The sequence below is a fragment of the Yersinia sp. KBS0713 genome, assembly GCF_005937895.2.
Lineage (GTDB): Bacteria > Pseudomonadota > Gammaproteobacteria > Enterobacterales > Enterobacteriaceae > Yersinia > Yersinia bercovieri.
This window is the reverse complement of sequence record NZ_CP042173.1, coordinates 1,199,381-1,216,568: the sequence shown is the minus strand read 5'-3', so window position 1 is coordinate 1,216,568 and position 17,188 is coordinate 1,199,381. Positions and strand designations below refer to the sequence as shown.

The window sequence follows — 17,188 nt, the reverse complement described above, 5'->3', positions numbered from 1 at the left end:
ATGACGCGGAACAAGCCCCCAGGGAAGGGTTTACGGCGTCTTTACGATCTGCCTATTCTCACTCCTAGGCACATCAATTTCTTATTTTGCTTTCGCTAACAACAAGTTGGCAATAGTCCGCACCCCTAACCCGGTAGCGCCTGCAGACCACTGATCCACTGCTGCTTTACGGTAAGTGGCGGAGCAGTCAATGTGCAGCCAGCCCTGTTGGTAATTTTTCACAAAATGGGACAAGAAAGCAGCAGCAGTGCTGGCACCCGCACTGTAAGCGGCACCCGCCACATTATTTAACTCAGCAAAATTGGATGGCAACTGGCTGCGATGGAATTCCGCCAGCGGTAAGCGCCAGAAAGGTTCGTGCTCACTTTTTGCACTGCTTAATAGCTCCTGCGCCAGCTCATCATCGAAGCTGAACAGCGCATGGTAATCATTGCCCAAGGCGGTTTTTGCCGCGCCAGTTAAGGTGGCCGCATCAATAATCAGTGGTGCTTGCTGACTGGAAGCATCGATCAGGCCATCGGCCAACACCAAACGCCCTTCTGCATCAGTATTCATGATCTCTACCGACTTACCATTGCGGTAACGGATAATATCACCCAGCTTAAAAGCATTGCCGCTAACCATATTGTCAGCGCAGCACAGATAGAGCTTCACACGCGCTTTCAGCCCACGGGCCGCAGCCAATGCCAACGCGCCGGTCACTGTCGCCGCGCCCCCCATATCGGATTTCATCGAATCCATAAACGCGCTCTGTTTCAGGCTGTAACCGCCTGAATCAAAAGTAATTCCCTTGCCGACCAGACAAGCCATTACTGGTGCATCGGGGTTACCGGTCGGGTTATAGTCCAGCGCCAATAGTACCGGAGCACGATCAGATCCGCGCCCGACGGTATAAATTCCGGCATAACCCTGCTCGCGCAGATCTTCACCTTTGGTGATGCGGTAGGTGACGGCATCACAAGATACCGCACACAGCAGATCAATGGCATTTTTCGCCAGTTGCTCTGGGCCGAGATCCTCAGCCGGGGCGTTGATGGTGTCTCGCACCCAGTCAATAATTTTAAGACGCTGTTCTAGCTCGGTTTTTTCGTTCTCTGGCAGCTCTGCCCACTCAACACTGCGCTGGCCTTTTGGCCCACGGAACCCTTGCCAAAATGCCCAGCTCTGCTCCAGACCCCAGCCCTCACCGGCCAGTTTTACCTGCTTAATACCTTGCCCATCTATCTTGCGGGCGGCACGTTGAATAGCACCCAATTGGCCGTTCGCCGTCAGATGGATGGTCATGCCCTCAGCATCAGTGCTGAGCAGCGCTTTTTCGCCCCAACGGGCATCGGCAGGATTATCGGATAGGGATACTTGCATTATTTCTGTTGTCATCGACGACCTCGTCATTATTATTTTTTGCTGTTATTCAGCTGATAATACGTGACTCTGTGTTAGCCACGGCGGAACAAAAATTTCTATCGAACAAGCCAACACTTTACGCTAAAAAGTCACTTTCGTTAGAGATAATGTAACAGATAAAAAGTAACAGAAAGCAAAAGGGCCGCTTACGCGACCCTTAAACTGCTGACAAACCCCGATGACGCGATCTGGAACGGAGAGGACGGGTAGAAGAGTAAAGCGTCCGCGCCAAGGATGGCGCGGCTCGAGCCTCCAGGGAGGGATTGACGGCGTCTTTACGATCTACTTGTTCTCTCCGCCACTCACCCGGCGGCCCTTATCAATGATTAGCTAAACTCATCTAACCAAACCAGCAAAATAGCTTCCAGCACTTTCTCATTCGATGCTTGCGGGTCATCATCAAAATCTTCTAGGGAGCAAATCCACTGATGCATATCGGTAAAGCGCACCGTTTTGGGATCGATATCGGGGAATTGGTCGTAAAGGGCTTCGCCAATCTCACGGCTATCTTGCCAGGTCATGCTCATATCAGTGCTCCCGTGCATGGTTAATGGTGTAACGCGGGATCTCAACCACCAGATCTTCGTCGGTGACTCTGGCCTGACAGCTCAGGCGGCTCTCTGGCTCCAGACCCCATGCTTTATCCAGCATGTCATCTTCCAGCTCGCTACTCTCCGGCAGGGAGTCAAAACCTTCGCGCACCACACAGTGGCAGGTGGTGCAGGCGCAGGATTTCTCACAGGCGTGCTCAATATCAATGCCATTACGCAGGGCAACGTCCAGAATGGTCTCACCCTGGGTTGCTTCCAGCACTGCGCCATCCGGGCAGAGGTCTTTATGGGGCAAAAATACTATTTTGGGCATGATTAAACCTCATCCACTGAATGGCCAGCCAAAGCACGGCGAATGGAGGCATCCATCCGGCGCGCGGCAAAATCTTGCGTTTGTGCATCTAACGCCTTGATCGCAGCTTCGATTGCCTGTGGGTCGCTGCCCTGCATCTGCTGCTGTAATAACGTCATCCCTTGCGCGATAGCGCTGCTCTCTTGCTCACTGAGTAGTGCCGCGTCTTGCGCCAATGCGCCCTGCAGACTCTCCAGCACCCGGGCGGCTTCGACTTGCTGCTCCGCCAGCTTACGTGCACTGATATCGGCCTGTGCATTAACCATCGAATCTTTAATCATGTTAGCTATCTCATTATCAGATAGCCCATAAGATGGCTTCACTTGAATCGATGCTTCAACGCCGGTGGATTTCTCCATCGCCGTGACACTCAATAGCCCATCCGCATCCACCTGAAAAGTGACGCGAATATGCGCCCCGCCCGCAGGCAGTGGCGGCAGGCCACGCAGGGTGAAACGGGCAAGCGAACGGCAATCCTGCACCCGCTCGCGCTCCCCTTGCAGCACATGGATCATCATGGCGCTCTGACCATCTTTAAAGGTGGTGAACTCTTGTGCGCGGGCCGTCGGAATGGTGGTGTTACGTGGGATGACTTTTTCCACCAAACCGCCCATGGTTTCCAGCCCCAATGAGAGCGGGATAACATCAAGCAGCAGCATGTCGCTGTCTGGCTTATTGCCCACCAGAATGTCAGCCTGAATAGCCGCGCCGATGGCGACCACTTTATCGGGGTCGATCGTGGTCAGCGGCGTGCGGCCAAAGAACAGCCCCACCTGCTCACGCACCAGCGGCACGCGGGTCGAGCCGCCGACCATCACCACTTGCAGCACCTCGTCAGCAGTAACACCGGCGTCTTTCAGTGCGCGACGGCAAGCCATGAGTGTGCGCTTAATCAGCGAGGCAATCAGGGATTCAAACTGCGCCCGCGTGATCTGCCCTTGCCAGCCAGCCACCGAGACCTCGGCAACATCGGCATCACTCAAAGCAATTTTGGCGGCAATCGCCGCATCAAGTAGCTGCCGCTGAATAGTGTGATCATCACGGGAATCAATGCCAGCTTGCTCACGCAGCCAATCGGCTAATAGATGGTCGAAATCATCGCCCCCTAATGCCGAGTCACCGCCGGTTGCCAGCACTTCAAACACCCCACGGCTGAGGCGCAAAATGGAGATATCAAAAGTGCCGCCCCCCAGATCGTAAACCGCGATCACCCCCTCCTGACCGGAGTCCAGACCATATGCGATAGCCGCAGCGGTTGGCTCATTCAATAAGCGCAACACATGCAGCCCGGCCAGACGTGCGGCATCTTTGGTGCCCTGACGCTGCGCATCATCGAAATAGGCCGGAACCGTGATCACCACGCCATCCAACTCCCCCTCCAGCGCCGCCTGCGCGCGCTGCGTCAAGGTTTTCAGAATATCGGCAGAGACCTGCACCGGATTGACCCATCCCGTGGCGGTCTGGATCATCGGCAGGCCATTCTCGCTAGGCTGGAATTGGTAAGGCAGATTGGGGTAGCGCTGTTGGATATCCGCCAAAGAGCGGCCCATCATGCGTTTGACTGAGCTGATGGTGTTGACCGGATCCTGCGCGGCGAACTCGCGCGCATGCCAGCCGACATCAATGCCATTTTGTTGATAATGAACCACCGAGGGCAGAAGATCCCGCTGTTGTTCATCGACCAGCGTTTGCGCTTTACCGCTGCGCACCGTGGCAATCAATGAGTTGGTGGTGCCTAAATCTATCCCTGCCGCCAGCCGCCGTTGATGCGGGGCCGCAGTTAAACCAGGCTCACTAATTTGTAATAAGGCCATGTTGAGCTTCCATCAATCATGAGTCTAAAAAGCAAAATCTATCCGGCGAGATACCAAGGCCTTGCGTTATATTCAGATCTGTTGCAAAGGTCGTTTGATATATCACTGTTATAAGAGTTTGTCGGGCAACATCCTCAGGAAAAATCATCAAACAGGCGCTCTTCTAGCTGTTCAACCTGCTGCTGCAATTTATCCAGAAAACGTAATTTCCGCACCGTATCCGCGGCTGACGCCCACAGCTGTTGATCCAGTTGCTCAACCATCTGCTGACTACGCCTTTGCGTCATCAAAGCCAGACGGCGGCTGAATGCCGCAAGCTGCGTTTCAGCATCGGGTTGGTGTTCGATGGCATCAAGCTCTTCGCGCAGCTCCAACTGCTCCATCAAAAACGCGGTATCGCGCATCGTGTGCTGTTCGTTGCCTAAATCAAAACCCTGCAAAGATAGCATATACTCGGCCCGTTTTAACGGGTGCTTGAGGGTTTGGTAGCCATCATTGATGGTCGCGGCTTGTTGCAATGAGGCCAAACGTTCGCGCTCAGGCTGGTTGGCAAAACGGTCAGGGTGGAATTGACGTTGCAACTCTTGATAGCGGGTAGTGAGTTGGTTGCCATCAAGCTGATAGCGAGGTGGTAGCCCGAATAGTGTGAAGTAATCCATAACATGCTCTGGAGTTATCCCCTTCGTCCTTGAAGCTGCAGGGGTGTTAGCTGCGCTCACTCCCCTGTAACTCTAATGACGTTGGGTATATAAGGTATCAAGTGCCTGAGGTAGGAACAAAAACAGGATCAGACGTTAAAGCTTTCGCCACATCCGCACTCATTGGAGACGTTCGGATTGTTGAACTTAAAGCCCTCGTTCAGCCCCTCTTTGACGAAATCCAGTTCAGTGCCGTCAAGATAGACCATGCTTTTGCCGTCGATGATCACTTTCACGCCTTTGTCTTCAAAAACGATATCGTCATCGTTCATTTCATCAACAAATTCGAGCACATATGCCATGCCGGAGCAGCCCGAAGTTCTGACACCCAAGCGCAGACCTAAGCCCTTACCACGGTGACTTAAAAAGGCGCTGACCCGCTGTGCAGCACTGTCGCTGATTGATATCGACATACAGCTTCCTCAACTCTGAAACCCGCTCATATCCCCATCATCTTTCAAACCGCAGGTGTATTGGAATGCAGTATCTTGAAATTTTTTAGGAAAATGAGCCAGTTATTAATAACCTATTTTACAACTACTTGGCAGTGTGTTTGCTTTTGTAGTCGGCGATAGCAGCTTTAATGGCGTCTTCCGCCAGAATTGAGCAGTGAATTTTGACTGGCGGTAACTCCAGCTCTTCGGCGATCTGCGTATTTTTGATAGCTTCTGCCTGATCCAGAGATTTGCCTTTCATCCATTCAGTGACCAGAGAGCTGGAAGCAATGGCAGAGCCGCAACCATAAGTCTTGAAACGTGCATCTTCAATGATGCCAGCTTCGTTAACTTTGATCTGCAACTTCATGACATCACCACAAGCGGGGGCGCCAACCATGCCGCTACCGACGCTAGGATCTGCGTTGTCGAATGAACCGACGTTGCGGGGATTTTCGTAATGATCGATTACTTTTTCGCTGTAAGCCATGTGATTACTCCTGAGTCTTAAAGTCTGGAATTAATGGTGAGACCATTCAATGCTGCTGATATCCACGCCCTGCTTGAACATATCCCACAACGGAGACAAGTCACGCAGACGGCCAATGGATTTACGAACCAGCGCAATGGCGTAGTCGATCTCCTCTTCGGTGGTGAAACGCCCCAGAGAGAAACGGATTGAACTGTGAGCCAGTTCGTCGTTCATCCCTAACGCGCGCAACACGTAAGAAGGTTCCAGACTCGCGGAGGTACAGGCGGAACCTGATGAAACAGCCAAATCTTTCAGTGCCATGATCAGCGATTCACCTTCAACATAGTTGAAGCTGACGTTCAGAATGCCAGGTGCGCCACTCTCCAAATCGCCATTCAGGTAAACTTCTTCGATATCTTTAAGACCGTTCCACAAACGCAGACGCAGTGAACGCAGACGTGCTGCTTCACTCTCCATCTCCTCTTTCGCGATACGGTAAGCTTCACCCATGCCAGCAATCTGGTGCACCGGTAAGGTGCCAGAACGCATACCGCGCTCATGACCACCGCCGTGCTGCTGTGCTTCGATACGAATTCGCGGTTTACGGCGAACAAACAGTGCGCCAATACCCATCGGGCCATAAACTTTATGGGCAGAGAAGGACATCAGATCGACTTTCAGTTTACTCAGATCAATGGGCAATTTACCGACACTTTGGGTGGCATCAACGTGGAAAATGATCCCACGACTGCGGCACATTTCGCCGATTGCCGCGATATCCTGCACCACACCAATCTCATTATTCACGTGCATGATGGAAACCAGAATGGTCTCTGCACGCATTGCCGCTTCAAGCTGTTTCAGGTCGATAATACCGTTAGACTGCGGTGCCAGATAGGTCACTTCGAAGCCTTCACGCTCCAGTTGGCGACAGGTATCCAGCACCGCTTTATGTTCGGTTTTACAGGTGATGATGTGCTTGCCCTTCTTCTGATAGAAGTTAGCAGCACCTTTGATTGCCAGGTTATCAGACTCAGTGGCACCGGAGGTGAAGACTATCTCGCGAGGGTCAGCACCGACTAATGCGGCAATATCATTACGTGCAATATCAACAGCTTCTTCTGCCTGCCAGCCGAACTTGTGGGAACGCGAGGCGGGGTTACCGAAAATGCCATCCAGAGTCAGATACTGCATCATTTTTTCAGCGACACGAGGATCTACCGGGGTGGTTGCTGCATAATCCAAATAGATCGGTGTCTTTACTTTTGATTCGGTCATTGCTCTTATGCTCCGTACATCACTTCCAAAACGTAAAATTCCGCAGATTCTGCTTATGCGCGCAGATTGACGTTGATCGTCTCTTGCGGTCGACCACTGGTCGTACGGCGCGTATCGTTATCCTGACGATCCGCAACCTCTAGGATATCTTTGTTATTAACTAACTCTGCCAGTGTGATGTCGTTCAGAAAGCCGCAAATGCGTTTACTTAAATCACACCATAATGAGTGAGTCAGACAAATATTACCGTCCTGACACCCCTCTTTACCCTTGCAACGGGTGGCATCGACAGAATCATCAACGGCGATGATAACAGCACCGACCGCAATAGCTGCTGCATCTTTACCCAGCAGATAACCGCCACCTGGACCACGCACGCTGGCCACTAAGCCATTTTTGCGTAACCGTGAGAAAAGTTGTTCCAGGTAGGATAATGAGATCCCTTGACGGTCAGAAATATCGGCCAGAGGAACTGGCCCGTCATGGGAATGTAATGCCACATCAAGCATGGCGGTCACGGCATAACGGCCTTTGGATGTCAGTCTCATAGCTAAAATTACCTGTTGACGAAAACAAGTCCGAAGTCTGACATTCTTGAGTGTTTCAGTCAACTATTTAACCTAGTAAATCACTCAAGTATTATTGGCCTATCCCATTTTCAATAATATGGGTCGAATTCTGAAACAACAACTTGATATAACACATTAATTTTTACCATCCCCCAGCGAATCACCCGCAGCGCGCTGTGGATATTTATCCTGCTTTTCGATCGATGTCAGCATCCCACGCAAGATATTTAGCTCTTGGGCCTCTGGACGCGCGCGGGTAAACAGGCGACGTAACTTACTCATAATCTGGCCTGGATGTGCCTGACGGATGAAACCGGTGTGGGACAAAACCTGTTCCAGATGCAGGTAAAAGCGCTCCAGATCATCCACCAATGGATAAGGGGCTTCCTCTTCTTCTATTACTGGTGCCGCCGCTTGCAGGCGATCAAGGTGTGCCACCCGCACTTCATAGGCCAGGATTTGAACGGCCATCGCCAAATTCAATGAGCTGTATTCCGGGTTTGCCGGGATCGCGACATGGTAATGACATTTTTGCAGCTCATCGTTGGTCAAACCCACGCGCTCACGACCAAATACCAGTGCTACCGGCGCATGTTCTGCTTCACGTGCGCTACGCACGCCACATTCGCGCGGCTCCAGCATCGGCCAAGGCAGTGTGCGGGAGCGGGCGCTAGTGCCGACCACCAAACTGCACCCAGCCAGCGCTTCATCCAAGGTATCGACTATAGTGGCGTTGCCTATGACATCACTGGCACCTGCGGATAGCGCAATGGCCTGAGAATCCGGTTTTACCAACGGATTAACCAGATACAAATTGGTTAATCCCATGGTTTTCATGGCCCTGGCTGTCGAACCCATGTTGCCGGTATGAGAAGTCTCAACCAAAACGATACGAATATTGTGTAGCATACAAACTCTGAGGATAACGGGGAATCGCCATATCTTAACACAGACATATGAATTTATCAGAACCCCTGCTATACTACGCGCCGTTTCTCGTTCTTTAACATCCTAGTGGAAGATACCCATGCATCCGATGCTGACTATCGCCATACGCGCTGCGCGTAAGGCCGGTAACCTGATTGCCAAAAATTATGAAACTCCGGACGCTGTCGAAGCGAGCCAGAAAGGCAGTAATGACTTTGTTACTAATGTAGACCGTGATGCAGAGCATCTGATTATCGACGTTATCCGTAAATCTTACCCAAAACACTCTATTATCAGTGAAGAGTGCGGTGAGTTGCTCGGCGAAGATTATGATGTGCAATGGGTTATTGATCCACTGGATGGCACTACCAACTTCATCAAACGTCTCCCTCACTTCGCTGTCTCTATCGCCGTGCGCATTAAAGGCCGCACTGAAGTTGCCGTGGTTTATGACCCAATGCGTAACGAACTGTTTACAGCCACCCGTGGTCAAGGCGCTCAGTTAAACGGTTATCGTCTGCGTGGCACCAACGCCAAAGATTTGGACGGCACCATTTTGGCAACCGGCTTCCCATTCAAAGTGAAACAACATGCACCCGCTTATCTGCGCGTGGTGGGTAAACTGTTTGAGCAGTGTGCAGACTTCCGTCGCACCGGCTCAGCGGCGCTGGATCTGGCCTATGTTGCCGCCGGTCGCGTAGATGGCTTCTTTGAAATTGGCTTGAAACCGTGGGATTTCGCCGGTGGCGAGCTATTGGTGCGTGAGGCGGGTGGTATCGTGACTGACTTCGCTGGCGGCCATAACCATTTCAGCTCTGGCAATATCGTGGCCGGTAATCCACGCATTGTGAAATCTATCGTTCAGGCAATGAGCGATGAAATCAGTGATGCATTGAAACGTTAATCCTTCGTGAATAGCGGCTTCAACTAAAAAGCCAGTCGGCTGATCTGACTGGCTTTTTTAATGCTAAATTTAACGCCCGAAGGGCCGGATGCCCCCCATCATCTCCGGCTGGCTGGAGAGATAAAGCAGTACACCAGCAAACAGCAGGATCATCCCGCCAGTGAGTGCCAGGGTCGCCCAGGCTATTGCCCCCCAAGCCGCAGGTGCCTGTTTGCGGCTTAAATGCACCGCCAATCGCCGCGCATAATGGACCAACAGGGCCAACAATGAGATGGTCAAGGAGGTGCCAATGGCCATGGCGATGGCTGACAGAATGCCCCACCAGTAAACCCCAATCACTTTAGCAAACAGCAGCACCATAATCGCACCGGAGCAAGGCCGCATCCCCATCGCCAGCACAATCGCCAGGCGGGTGCGCCAGTCATCACCAGCTTGCAACTCTTGAGCACTGGGCAGATGGCGATGCCCACAGCCGCACTCATCACTGTGGATATGATCGGCGGCTAAAGGTTGTATCCGCTGAATGGTGATTTTCCGCGGCTTTAGTGCTTTTACCTGCTGACAGAGCCGCTTTATGGCGCGCAAGCAGAGTAGAACACCTAACCCGATAACCAACAGGAAGCTCCCCTTCTCCAACCAGAAACTGCTTTGGTGCAGATAGCGGGATGAGAGTTGCAATACCCCCAGCAGTAGCGTCACCAGCAAAATAGCCACACCACCTTGCAGTATCGAGGCGGCAAAAGTCAGTTTCAAGCTGCTTTTGAGCTGCGCCGGATGGGTCGCCAGATAAGTGATAATCACCACCTTACCATGCCCTGGCCCTACCGCATGTAGCACGCCATAGATCAGGCTGAACATCATCAGCGCCATGCCCGTCTGATGGGGATTCGCTTTTACCTGTTGGAGTAACTGCGCCATCTGCTGATGCATGTTCTTTTGCCAAACGACTGTTTTGAAAAGCAGTTCTGGCCAGTAAAACCAGGCCACTTGTGCCGCACCAGCCAGCAGCAGTAAAAACAATAACAGTGGCCAGAGGTTTATCACCCAATGCCGCTGCCGCGTGGCGGCTGTAATACCTACTGACATTGCACAGTTATCCGTTGTGCGAATTGTTTTCCAAGTTCCATATCTTCTCCTGGGGAATCATTTTTATCCAACGACAACGCATAAGCTTGTAATGAGGAGTTGGGATTCGGGGTGAATAGGGTTAATTTGCAGCTTTTCTCCATCTCAGCCGATAACCTGACCGCCTTATTATCGGCATAGGTCATATCCACAAAATAGGTTGGGTCGTAAGTTGAGATGATAAAAGGCTCATCGACCAAGGGCTGTGGCTCTGCCAATGGCATAACAAACTCTAAAACAGCCTGATGCCCCTTGCGGGACAAGTGATATTCTGTCGGTAAGTTTTTATATTTCACTGGCTTACCATCACGATAAATATCCGTGAAGTAGTGTTGCCCCAACACATTCGCCATCACTTCAGCCGCCAATTTTTTCCAGATCTCAGAATCGCTTTTGGCATTTTCTGCGTCATACAGCAGATCGGCAGAGGTGATTTCATCCATGGTCCACACCATTTTCATGCCCACCAGCATCTGCTTTTCACTGACAAAAGTGGCATCCATATCAATAAAACTGTGGGGATGCGCCTCACTCCACGGGCTATAAATGAGTGCCGCCCCGGCTAACAGCAAGACCAGCAGCCGATTAATCACACTCGACTTATTAGCCCCGACCAAGTTGTTATAACATAACATACCCTGCATTAATCAATCCTTGGATATTTTCCGAAAAAATCAAAATAGTTGGTAATGCCCCCTGTAACACCAAGCTCGAAGGGTATAACTGTGATGTCAGTTGTAAGTCAGCATAAAAGCTCGTTGCCTCACTAAACCGAATAGAATCTCTTTTGCTATGCTTAAACCTGATGAATAACGACGAATCCATCATGGAATGTTATATGTGTGTAGACACTTCCGCTGAGCCTCAGCTATCCGAGCAATCACTATCTGGCCAACAACGACGCTGCCACATGGTGTTGATGATGTTTATGCCCGCACACAGGGTAAACTTGGATACTATCAGCCAACTGAATGGCGTCGGGCTACCCACTACACGGCAAGATATAGCTGAGGTTGCAAATGAAATCCAGCGTTTCTACCATTTGCAGCTCAGTGCCAATAGCGATGATAGCTTCCTGATTTATGGCCGCCGCCTTGATAAAAGGCTTTGCCTGATTCATTGGTTGCGGCGTGGATTGCGCTATTGCCCGCATTTCGTTGAGAATCAGTTTATCCCCAGCCTGTATGAAGCATTGTCCTGGGATGCCCCGGTGCTATCGCAGCATTTGCCACAGATCGTGAGCCAATGTGAGCCTCACCTTAACCGGCAGCTCAATGATAAAGATCGTCAGTTTTTACAGCTCTATTTGGCCTATTGTGCTTGGGAGAGTCAGCAGCAAGCGCCGCCAGAACTCTCGCTCACCCAACAGCAGTGGTTAAAATGCAAACCGGCACTGGCTGCGGCTGACAGCTTATTTGACTCATTTAATCCACTGTTAGGTCATCCGCTACCGGGCACTCCGCTGGATAGGATTGAGCGGGATATATTGATCCTGATGTTGACGATGATTAAGGCGCACAGTTATCACAGCACTCAATCAGCGGAAGATACTCGCCTGATCAATGCCATTTACCAGTTAGTGATAGATTTTCAGCAAATTTCCGCCATGACCCTGAGCAGTAGTGAAACATTGATAACCCAGCTTTTTGCCCATCTCGCCCCCGCTATTGAGCGCTGCTATTTCAATATCGGCATTGATAACACACTACTGGAAGAGGTCATCCGTAAATATCCCCTGCTGCTGCGCACTACCCAACAAGCGCTAGTCCCCTTCGAGCAGGAGTATCAGATTCAATTTTCTGCCGATGAAGTTGGCCTGATTGCCATTAGTTTTGGCGCCTGCCTGATGCAGGATAATGCTTTGCAGGAGAAACAGATTTTACTGCTGACGCGGAATAACCCAGAACTGGAAGAGCAGTTGGAGCAGCAAATCCGCGAGTTGACCCTGCTGCCACTACATATTAAATATTTGCCCCATGACATTTATCTGCAATCTGGTGCCCCCACAGGTATAGCGGTAGTGCTCACACCCTATGCGGTGCGGCAATCTGAATCAACGCCGCCACTAATTCAGGTACTATTGCCGCTGAGTGCCAAACAAAACCGCCAGTTACGCAATGTATTGGAGTTGCCTTAACCGGTTTGATCTTCCTGATTCGCGATAACCCGAGGGCGAATAAACAGCGCCGGAATCACAATCAATGCCATCACCCAGAACACGCCGCCCTGATAATGTTCAAACAGGAAACCGGATATCACCGTCATCACCGCAATCCCCCCACCCATCGCTAGCGCAGAGTAGACCGACTGTAAACGAATCACATCCGGCCCGCGCCGTGCAGCAATAAATCGCATCGCCGCCAAATGGCAGACGGTGAACGAGCCACAGTGCAGGATTTGAATCAAAATGAGCCACGGCAACTCCGTGGTGGAGGCCATTAGACTCCAGCGAATAATCCCGGTGATGGCAGAAAGCAGCAGCAAACCACGGGCTGTCCAGCGGCGAAATAGCACATTGCTGAACGCGAACACCAGAATCTCAGCCACCACCCCTAACGACCATAAATAGCCAATGGTCGCGGCAGAATAACCCGCATCTTTCCAGTATATGGAGCTGAAACTGTAGTAACCGGCGTGTGCACCTTGCAATAAGGTGACACAGAGTAAAAAGCGCCACACTTGCGAATCAGAGAGCAACACCTTCCAACTGGTGGCGGTCACATTGCGATGCTTAACCTCACCCTGCGGCATCACATTGGGTTTCAGCAGTGCGCCCAGCAGCATGGCTGAAACACCAAAAATCAGGCTGTAGAGAATAGCGGGATGGCCCCAAACAGAGACTAATTTGCCGGTCAGCGCCGAGCCGATAACAAAAGCCAGTGATCCCCATAGCCTAACTTTACCGTAATCCATGGTGATCTGTTTCTGCCAGGTGCCCGCTAGCGCATCAGTCAGTGGCACCAATGGGCCAAAAAACAGGTTAAAACCGGCGATAACCACCATCAACCACGCCCAACCATTTCCAAAGCAAAAGCCCACCACAAAAACCAGTGTCAGCAGGGCTAAAATACGAATGGCGGTCACCAGATGGGATGGATCTTTAACACTTGGGGCAATGAGTAGGCTGCCGAGAAAACGGGCAATTAAGCCAGCCCCCAGCAAAATGCCGATGGTTTCAGGGGGAATCCCTTCCCCTTGTAACCAGATGCCCCAAAAAGGCAGAAAAATGCCATATGAGAAGAAATAAGTGAAGTAGCTGAGCGACAGCCAACGTGTTGATTGCAATACCATGAATCCCTCCGAGGTCAGTCGACACTGTGACAGAGGCCCCGTCCGCTAGCAACTTTGTCTTTGTGTAAACATGGAGTTTGAGATTAAGTTCACATTTAAGTAGCAAGATTTACAAAAAACTCACAAGTAATGCGGTAGCCACCGCACTCTATAATCGCCTCGGTTATCTACCTGTCAGACATAAAAAAACCCGCGATTCGCGGGTTTTTATTCGGCTAAAGCAGATCCGACGATATTATGCGTAAACCGGTAAACGGGCGCAGATATCCAGGACTTTTTGCTTCACGCGCTCAATGGTCGCTTCATCGTTGATGTTGTCCAACACATCACACATCCAGCCTGCCAGTTCGCGAGATTCCGCCTCTTTGAAGCCACGGCGGGTAATCGCTGGGCTACCGATTCGCACACCGGAAGTCACAAACGGACTTTTCGGATCATTAGGCACGCTATTTTTGTTAACAGTAATATTGGCGCGGCCTAAAGCAGCATCTGCATCTTTACCGGTGATATTTTTATCCACCAGATCCAGCAAGAACAGGTGGTTTTCAGTGCCGCCAGAAACCACTTTGTAGCCGCGCTCCAGGAACACCGACACCATTGCTTTGGCATTTTTAGCCACTTGCTGCTGGTAAATTTTGAACTCAGGTTCCATCGCCTCTTTCAGCGCGACCGCTTTACCGGCGATAACGTGCATCAATGGGCCGCCCTGGTTGCCAGGGAAAACAGATGAGTTCAGTTTTTTGTACAGATCTTCATCACCGCCTTTCGCCAAAATCAAGCCGCCACGTGGGCCAGCCAGTGTTTTGTGCGTGGTGGTGGTCACGATATGTGCATGAGGAACTGGGTTCGGGTACACGCCCGCAGCAACCAGACCCGCTACGTGAGCCATATCCACAAACAGCCATGCATCAATGCTGTCAGCGATTTCACGCATTTTTGCCCAATCAACAATACCGGAATAAGCCGAGAAGCCGCCGATGATCATTTTTGGTTTATGTTTTTCTGCCTGACGCGCCAGATCGTCATAATCAATCTGGCCTGATTCGTCGATACCGTATGGCACGATATTGTACAGTTTGCCGGAGAAGTTTACCGGTGATCCGTGGGTTAAGTGGCCGCCGTGCGCCAGATTCATCCCCAGTACGGTGTCGCCCGGTTGCAGCAATGCAGAGTAAACAGCAACGTTCGCCTGTGAACCGGAGTGCGGTTGAACGTTGGCGTAATCAGCACCAAACAGCTCTTTAGCACGGTCGATAGCCAGTTGCTCAACAACATCGACATACTCACAGCCACCGTAGTAACGCTTGCCCGGGTAGCCTTCAGCATATTTGTTCGTCAACTGAGAACCTTGCGCCTGCATAACTCGCGGGCTGGTGTAGTTCTCAGAGGCAATCAGTTCGATGTGCTCTTCCTGGCGCACCACTTCCTGCTCCATTGCACGCCATAGATCTGCATCATAATCGGCAATGTTCATTTCACGCTTTAACATCCGGCTCTCCTGACTTAGCTAACAAATTATACCTGGAAGGTCACCCTTTTGGGTTCTGGCACACAGTGTAAACTGTTTCCCCCTCGTTATGATAGGTCTTGACAGAGGTTTTTACGCAAACGATTGGCTCCATGCTGCGTAAGGCTTTGACCTGTTCAGTGTTCATCCAGGGCAAGGGAAATCTCCTCATATTCATCATGTGGTTTATTCACATTCTGTGAGCTGGGTTGCCACGGTAATCCCCTATAACAGCAAAGTGCATTTACAAATTAGGGGGCAATCTATAAGATGCATTTAAAATACATGTATTAAATTACACACGATAAATACCCAATGACATTTGAGCTTTAGCAGCGAATGCCAAGGGATAAAAATGACCAAGGAGTCACCATGCTGGACCGCCAAACCATCGCCACCGTTCAATCCACCATTCCATTACTTGCCGCCACTGGCCCCAAACTAACCGCGCATTTCTACGATCGCATGTTCGAGCACAACCCTGAGTTAAAGCACATATTCAACATGAGTAATCAGAAAAATGGTGATCAGCGGGAAGCGCTGTTCAACGCCCTTTGCGCTTATGCGGCGAATATCGACAATCTGGCGGCCCTGCTGCCCGCCGTTGAGCGCATTGCCCAGAAACATACCAGCCTGAATATTCAGCCTGAGCATTATGCCATCGTCGGTCATCACTTAATTAACACGCTAGATGAGATGTTCTCGCCCGGTAAGGAGGTGTTAGACGCCTGGGGTAGAGCTTATGGAGTATTAGCCGATCTGTTTATTCAGCGAGAAAGTGATATTTATCAACAGGGTGAAACCAGCACTGGCGGTTGGAGAAGCTTGCGCCGCTTCCGTATCATTAAAAAAGAGCGGCAGAGTGAGGTGATTTGCAGCTTTGTATTAGCACCGGAAGATGGTGGTCGGGTGCTGGATTTCAAACCGGGTCAGTATCTGGGTATCTATATTGAAGATGAGCGGCTCGAGTATCAGGAGATCCGCCAATACTCACTGAGCGCCGCGCCCAATGGTAAGACCTATCGCATTGCGGTGAAACGTGAAGAGTTAGGTACGGTGTCTAACTATCTGCACCAACAGCTAAACGAAGGCGACAGTGTGCGCATCGCACCTCCTCGCGGTGATTTCTTTCTGGATATCTCAGCGGAGACCCCAGTGGCACTGATTTCCGCCGGTGTGGGTCAAACACCCATGCTAAGTATGCTCAATACCCTGCACGATCAACAACATGGCGCATCGGTGCATTGGTTACATGCAGCTGAAAATGGTCGTGTTCATGCATTCGCCGATGAAGTCACCGCGATTGCCGCCAACATGCCGAATCTTAGCTGTCACCTGTGGTATCGCGAACCCACCGCGCAAGATAATCAGGGTGAGGAGTACCATAGCAAGGGGTTGATGGATCTCAGCTCACATCACTGGTTGACCGCCGATGCCAATAGACACTATTACTGCTGTGGCCCACTGGCATTTATGCAATTTGTCGGACGTCAATTATTGGCACAGGGGGTAGCATCCGAACGAATTCATTATGAGTGTTTCGGGCCGCATAAAGTTATTTAATTATTGAATTTTATTTAATTTTTCGTGGGAGGTCATTCGGCCTCTCACACATTTCCGCGCTAAAAATTCAGCCTGATTATTGTGCTTAAATTTGGTAGAACGTGATTTAGATCTCATATATCCTAACTTAATATTGCCACCATGAGGCATTCAGATGAATTTCTCAAAATTCATATAACTGAAGTTATTAATGTGGCTAAAATTATCCCCTCACTGTTTATTACTCGGTAACATAATTTATACCCAACATGATTAGAGTTGCAGGTAGGGAACCAGTGCGCATATGCAACTTCAAGAAT

Annotated in this window: 17 protein-coding genes; 3 read left to right on the top strand and 14 right to left on the bottom strand. The window is 50.7% G+C overall.

The genetic code is table 11. The features are described from left to right. Window positions 1-81: 81 nt before the first annotated feature. The 10 genes from pepB to trmJ all read right to left on the bottom strand — a co-directional run bounded on the left by pepB (window position 82) and on the right by trmJ (window position 8,481). Window positions 82-1,377, bottom strand: a complete 1,296-nt coding sequence (gene pepB / locus FFE93_RS05705) for an aminopeptidase PepB (RefSeq protein ID WP_138774895.1) — start codon at window positions 1,375-1,377, stop codon at window positions 82-84. A gap of 353 nt (window positions 1,378-1,730) precedes the next feature. Next, window positions 1,731-1,931: a Fe-S cluster assembly protein IscX gene (gene iscX, locus FFE93_RS05700; protein WP_005274344.1), complete on the bottom strand. Its 201-nt coding sequence runs from the start codon at window positions 1,929-1,931 to the stop codon at window positions 1,731-1,733. 1 nt (window position 1,932) lies between these two features. Continuing rightward, window positions 1,933-2,268, bottom strand: a complete 336-nt coding sequence (gene fdx / locus FFE93_RS05695; RefSeq protein ID WP_004713939.1) for an ISC system 2Fe-2S type ferredoxin — start codon at window positions 2,266-2,268, stop codon at window positions 1,933-1,935. A 2-nt stretch (window positions 2,269-2,270) separates the two neighbouring features. Further along, entirely contained in the window at window positions 2,271-4,121 is a 1,851-nt protein-coding gene (gene hscA, locus FFE93_RS05690; protein WP_138774894.1) for a Fe-S protein assembly chaperone HscA, read from the bottom strand. A 134-nt stretch (window positions 4,122-4,255) separates the two neighbouring features. Continuing rightward, on the bottom strand, window positions 4,256-4,780 hold the full coding sequence (hscB, locus tag FFE93_RS05685; protein ID WP_005274338.1) for a co-chaperone HscB: 525 nt from the start codon (window positions 4,778-4,780) through the stop codon (window positions 4,256-4,258). Between the two features lie 128 nt (window positions 4,781-4,908). Continuing rightward, window positions 4,909-5,232 carry an iron-sulfur cluster assembly protein IscA gene (iscA, locus tag FFE93_RS05680; RefSeq protein WP_004874655.1) on the bottom strand — a complete coding sequence of 108 codons (324 nt, stop codon included), beginning with the start codon at window positions 5,230-5,232 and terminating at the stop codon, window positions 4,909-4,911. Between the two features lie 124 nt (window positions 5,233-5,356). Next, complete coding sequence (iscU, locus tag FFE93_RS05675) at window positions 5,357-5,743, bottom strand: Fe-S cluster assembly scaffold IscU (RefSeq protein WP_005274334.1); 387 nt, start codon at window positions 5,741-5,743, stop codon at window positions 5,357-5,359. Window positions 5,744-5,773: 30 nt separating this feature from the next. Further along, window positions 5,774-7,003, bottom strand: coding sequence for an IscS subfamily cysteine desulfurase (locus tag FFE93_RS05670; RefSeq protein ID WP_005274331.1), 1,230 nt, complete (start codon window positions 7,001-7,003; stop codon window positions 5,774-5,776). Window positions 7,004-7,056: 53 nt separating this feature from the next. Beyond that, window positions 7,057-7,551 (bottom strand): Fe-S cluster assembly transcriptional regulator IscR, encoded by a 495-nt coding sequence (gene iscR / locus FFE93_RS05665; RefSeq protein ID WP_005274328.1) that lies wholly within the window; start codon window positions 7,549-7,551, stop codon window positions 7,057-7,059. A gap of 156 nt (window positions 7,552-7,707) precedes the next feature. Next, window positions 7,708-8,481 (bottom strand): tRNA (cytosine(32)/uridine(32)-2'-O)-methyltransferase TrmJ, encoded by a 774-nt coding sequence (gene trmJ / locus FFE93_RS05660; RefSeq protein WP_049600630.1) that lies wholly within the window; start codon window positions 8,479-8,481, stop codon window positions 7,708-7,710. 118 nt (window positions 8,482-8,599) lie between these two features. Between trmJ and suhB the strand changes: the two genes are divergently transcribed. Next, a complete protein-coding gene (gene suhB / locus FFE93_RS05655) occupies window positions 8,600-9,403 on the top strand; it encodes an inositol-1-monophosphatase (RefSeq protein ID WP_005274324.1) in 804 nt (267 codons plus the stop codon). 69 nt (window positions 9,404-9,472) lie between these two features. Here the strand turns inward: suhB and FFE93_RS05650 are convergent, their stop codons facing one another. Both FFE93_RS05650 and FFE93_RS05645 read right to left on the bottom strand, forming a co-directional pair. Continuing rightward, window positions 9,473-10,489, bottom strand: coding sequence for a nickel/cobalt transporter (locus FFE93_RS05650; protein ID WP_032897907.1), 1,017 nt, complete (start codon window positions 10,487-10,489; stop codon window positions 9,473-9,475). After that, window positions 10,480-11,172 carry a DUF1007 family protein gene (locus FFE93_RS05645; protein ID WP_054872383.1) on the bottom strand — a complete coding sequence of 231 codons (693 nt, stop codon included), beginning with the start codon at window positions 11,170-11,172 and terminating at the stop codon, window positions 10,480-10,482. The genes FFE93_RS05650 and FFE93_RS05645 overlap by 10 nt, the downstream gene beginning before the upstream one ends. 194 nt (window positions 11,173-11,366) lie before the next feature. Between FFE93_RS05645 and csiE the strand changes: the two genes are divergently transcribed. Then, entirely contained in the window at window positions 11,367-12,665 is a 1,299-nt protein-coding gene (gene csiE / locus FFE93_RS05640) for a stationary phase inducible protein CsiE (RefSeq protein ID WP_057647254.1), read from the top strand. On the opposite strand, the gene FFE93_RS05635 is transcribed toward csiE, so the two are convergent. Both FFE93_RS05635 and glyA read right to left on the bottom strand, forming a co-directional pair. Continuing rightward, the gene (locus tag FFE93_RS05635; protein WP_049600624.1) at window positions 12,662-13,819 is read right to left on the bottom strand and encodes a 3-phenylpropionate MFS transporter; all 1,158 of its coding nucleotides are present in this window, start codon (window positions 13,817-13,819) and stop codon (window positions 12,662-12,664) included. The genes csiE and FFE93_RS05635 overlap by 4 nt on opposite strands. A gap of 235 nt (window positions 13,820-14,054) precedes the next feature. Continuing rightward, window positions 14,055-15,308 carry a serine hydroxymethyltransferase gene (glyA, locus tag FFE93_RS05630; protein WP_005274314.1) on the bottom strand — a complete coding sequence of 418 codons (1,254 nt, stop codon included), beginning with the start codon at window positions 15,306-15,308 and terminating at the stop codon, window positions 14,055-14,057. 390 nt (window positions 15,309-15,698) lie between these two features. On the opposite strand from glyA, the gene hmpA reads away from it, so the two are divergent. After that, on the top strand, window positions 15,699-16,889 hold the full coding sequence (gene hmpA / locus FFE93_RS05625) for an NO-inducible flavohemoprotein (RefSeq protein ID WP_138774893.1): 1,191 nt from the start codon (window positions 15,699-15,701) through the stop codon (window positions 16,887-16,889). Window positions 16,890-17,188 lie beyond the last annotated feature (299 nt).

What these genes read in the sequence shown, in the direction of transcription:
- hscA (WP_138774894.1), bottom strand. Translation starts at nt 4,121, where the DNA reads ATGGCCTTATTACAAATTAGTGAGCCTGGTTTAACTGCGGCCCCGCAT.
- FFE93_RS05670 (WP_005274331.1), bottom strand. Translation starts at nt 7,003, where the DNA reads ATGACCGAATCAAAAGTAAAGACACCGATCTATTTGGATTATGCAGCA.
- glyA (WP_005274314.1), bottom strand. Translation starts at nt 15,308, where the DNA reads ATGTTAAAGCGTGAAATGAACATTGCCGATTATGATGCAGATCTATGG.
- iscX (WP_005274344.1), bottom strand. Translation starts at nt 1,931, where the DNA reads ATGAGCATGACCTGGCAAGATAGCCGTGAGATTGGCGAAGCCCTTTAC.
- trmJ (WP_049600630.1), bottom strand. Translation starts at nt 8,481, where the DNA reads ATGCTACACAATATTCGTATCGTTTTGGTTGAGACTTCTCATACCGGC.
- iscU (WP_005274334.1), bottom strand. Translation starts at nt 5,743, where the DNA reads ATGGCTTACAGCGAAAAAGTAATCGATCATTACGAAAATCCCCGCAAC.
- hscB (WP_005274338.1), bottom strand. Translation starts at nt 4,780, where the DNA reads ATGGATTACTTCACACTATTCGGGCTACCACCTCGCTATCAGCTTGAT.
- pepB (WP_138774895.1), bottom strand. Translation starts at nt 1,377, where the DNA reads ATGACAACAGAAATAATGCAAGTATCCCTATCCGATAATCCTGCCGAT.
- FFE93_RS05635 (WP_049600624.1), bottom strand. Translation starts at nt 13,819, where the DNA reads ATGGTATTGCAATCAACACGTTGGCTGTCGCTCAGCTACTTCACTTAT.
- FFE93_RS05645 (WP_054872383.1), bottom strand. Translation starts at nt 11,172, where the DNA reads ATGCAGGGTATGTTATGTTATAACAACTTGGTCGGGGCTAATAAGTCG.
- iscA (WP_004874655.1), bottom strand. Translation starts at nt 5,232, where the DNA reads ATGTCGATATCAATCAGCGACAGTGCTGCACAGCGGGTCAGCGCCTTT.
- fdx (WP_004713939.1), bottom strand. Translation starts at nt 2,268, where the DNA reads ATGCCCAAAATAGTATTTTTGCCCCATAAAGACCTCTGCCCGGATGGC.
- csiE (WP_057647254.1), top strand. Translation starts at nt 11,367, where the DNA reads ATGTGTGTAGACACTTCCGCTGAGCCTCAGCTATCCGAGCAATCACTA.
- iscR (WP_005274328.1), bottom strand. Translation starts at nt 7,551, where the DNA reads ATGAGACTGACATCCAAAGGCCGTTATGCCGTGACCGCCATGCTTGAT.
- suhB (WP_005274324.1), top strand. Translation starts at nt 8,600, where the DNA reads ATGCATCCGATGCTGACTATCGCCATACGCGCTGCGCGTAAGGCCGGT.
- hmpA (WP_138774893.1), top strand. Translation starts at nt 15,699, where the DNA reads ATGCTGGACCGCCAAACCATCGCCACCGTTCAATCCACCATTCCATTA.
- FFE93_RS05650 (WP_032897907.1), bottom strand. Translation starts at nt 10,489, where the DNA reads ATGTCAGTAGGTATTACAGCCGCCACGCGGCAGCGGCATTGGGTGATA.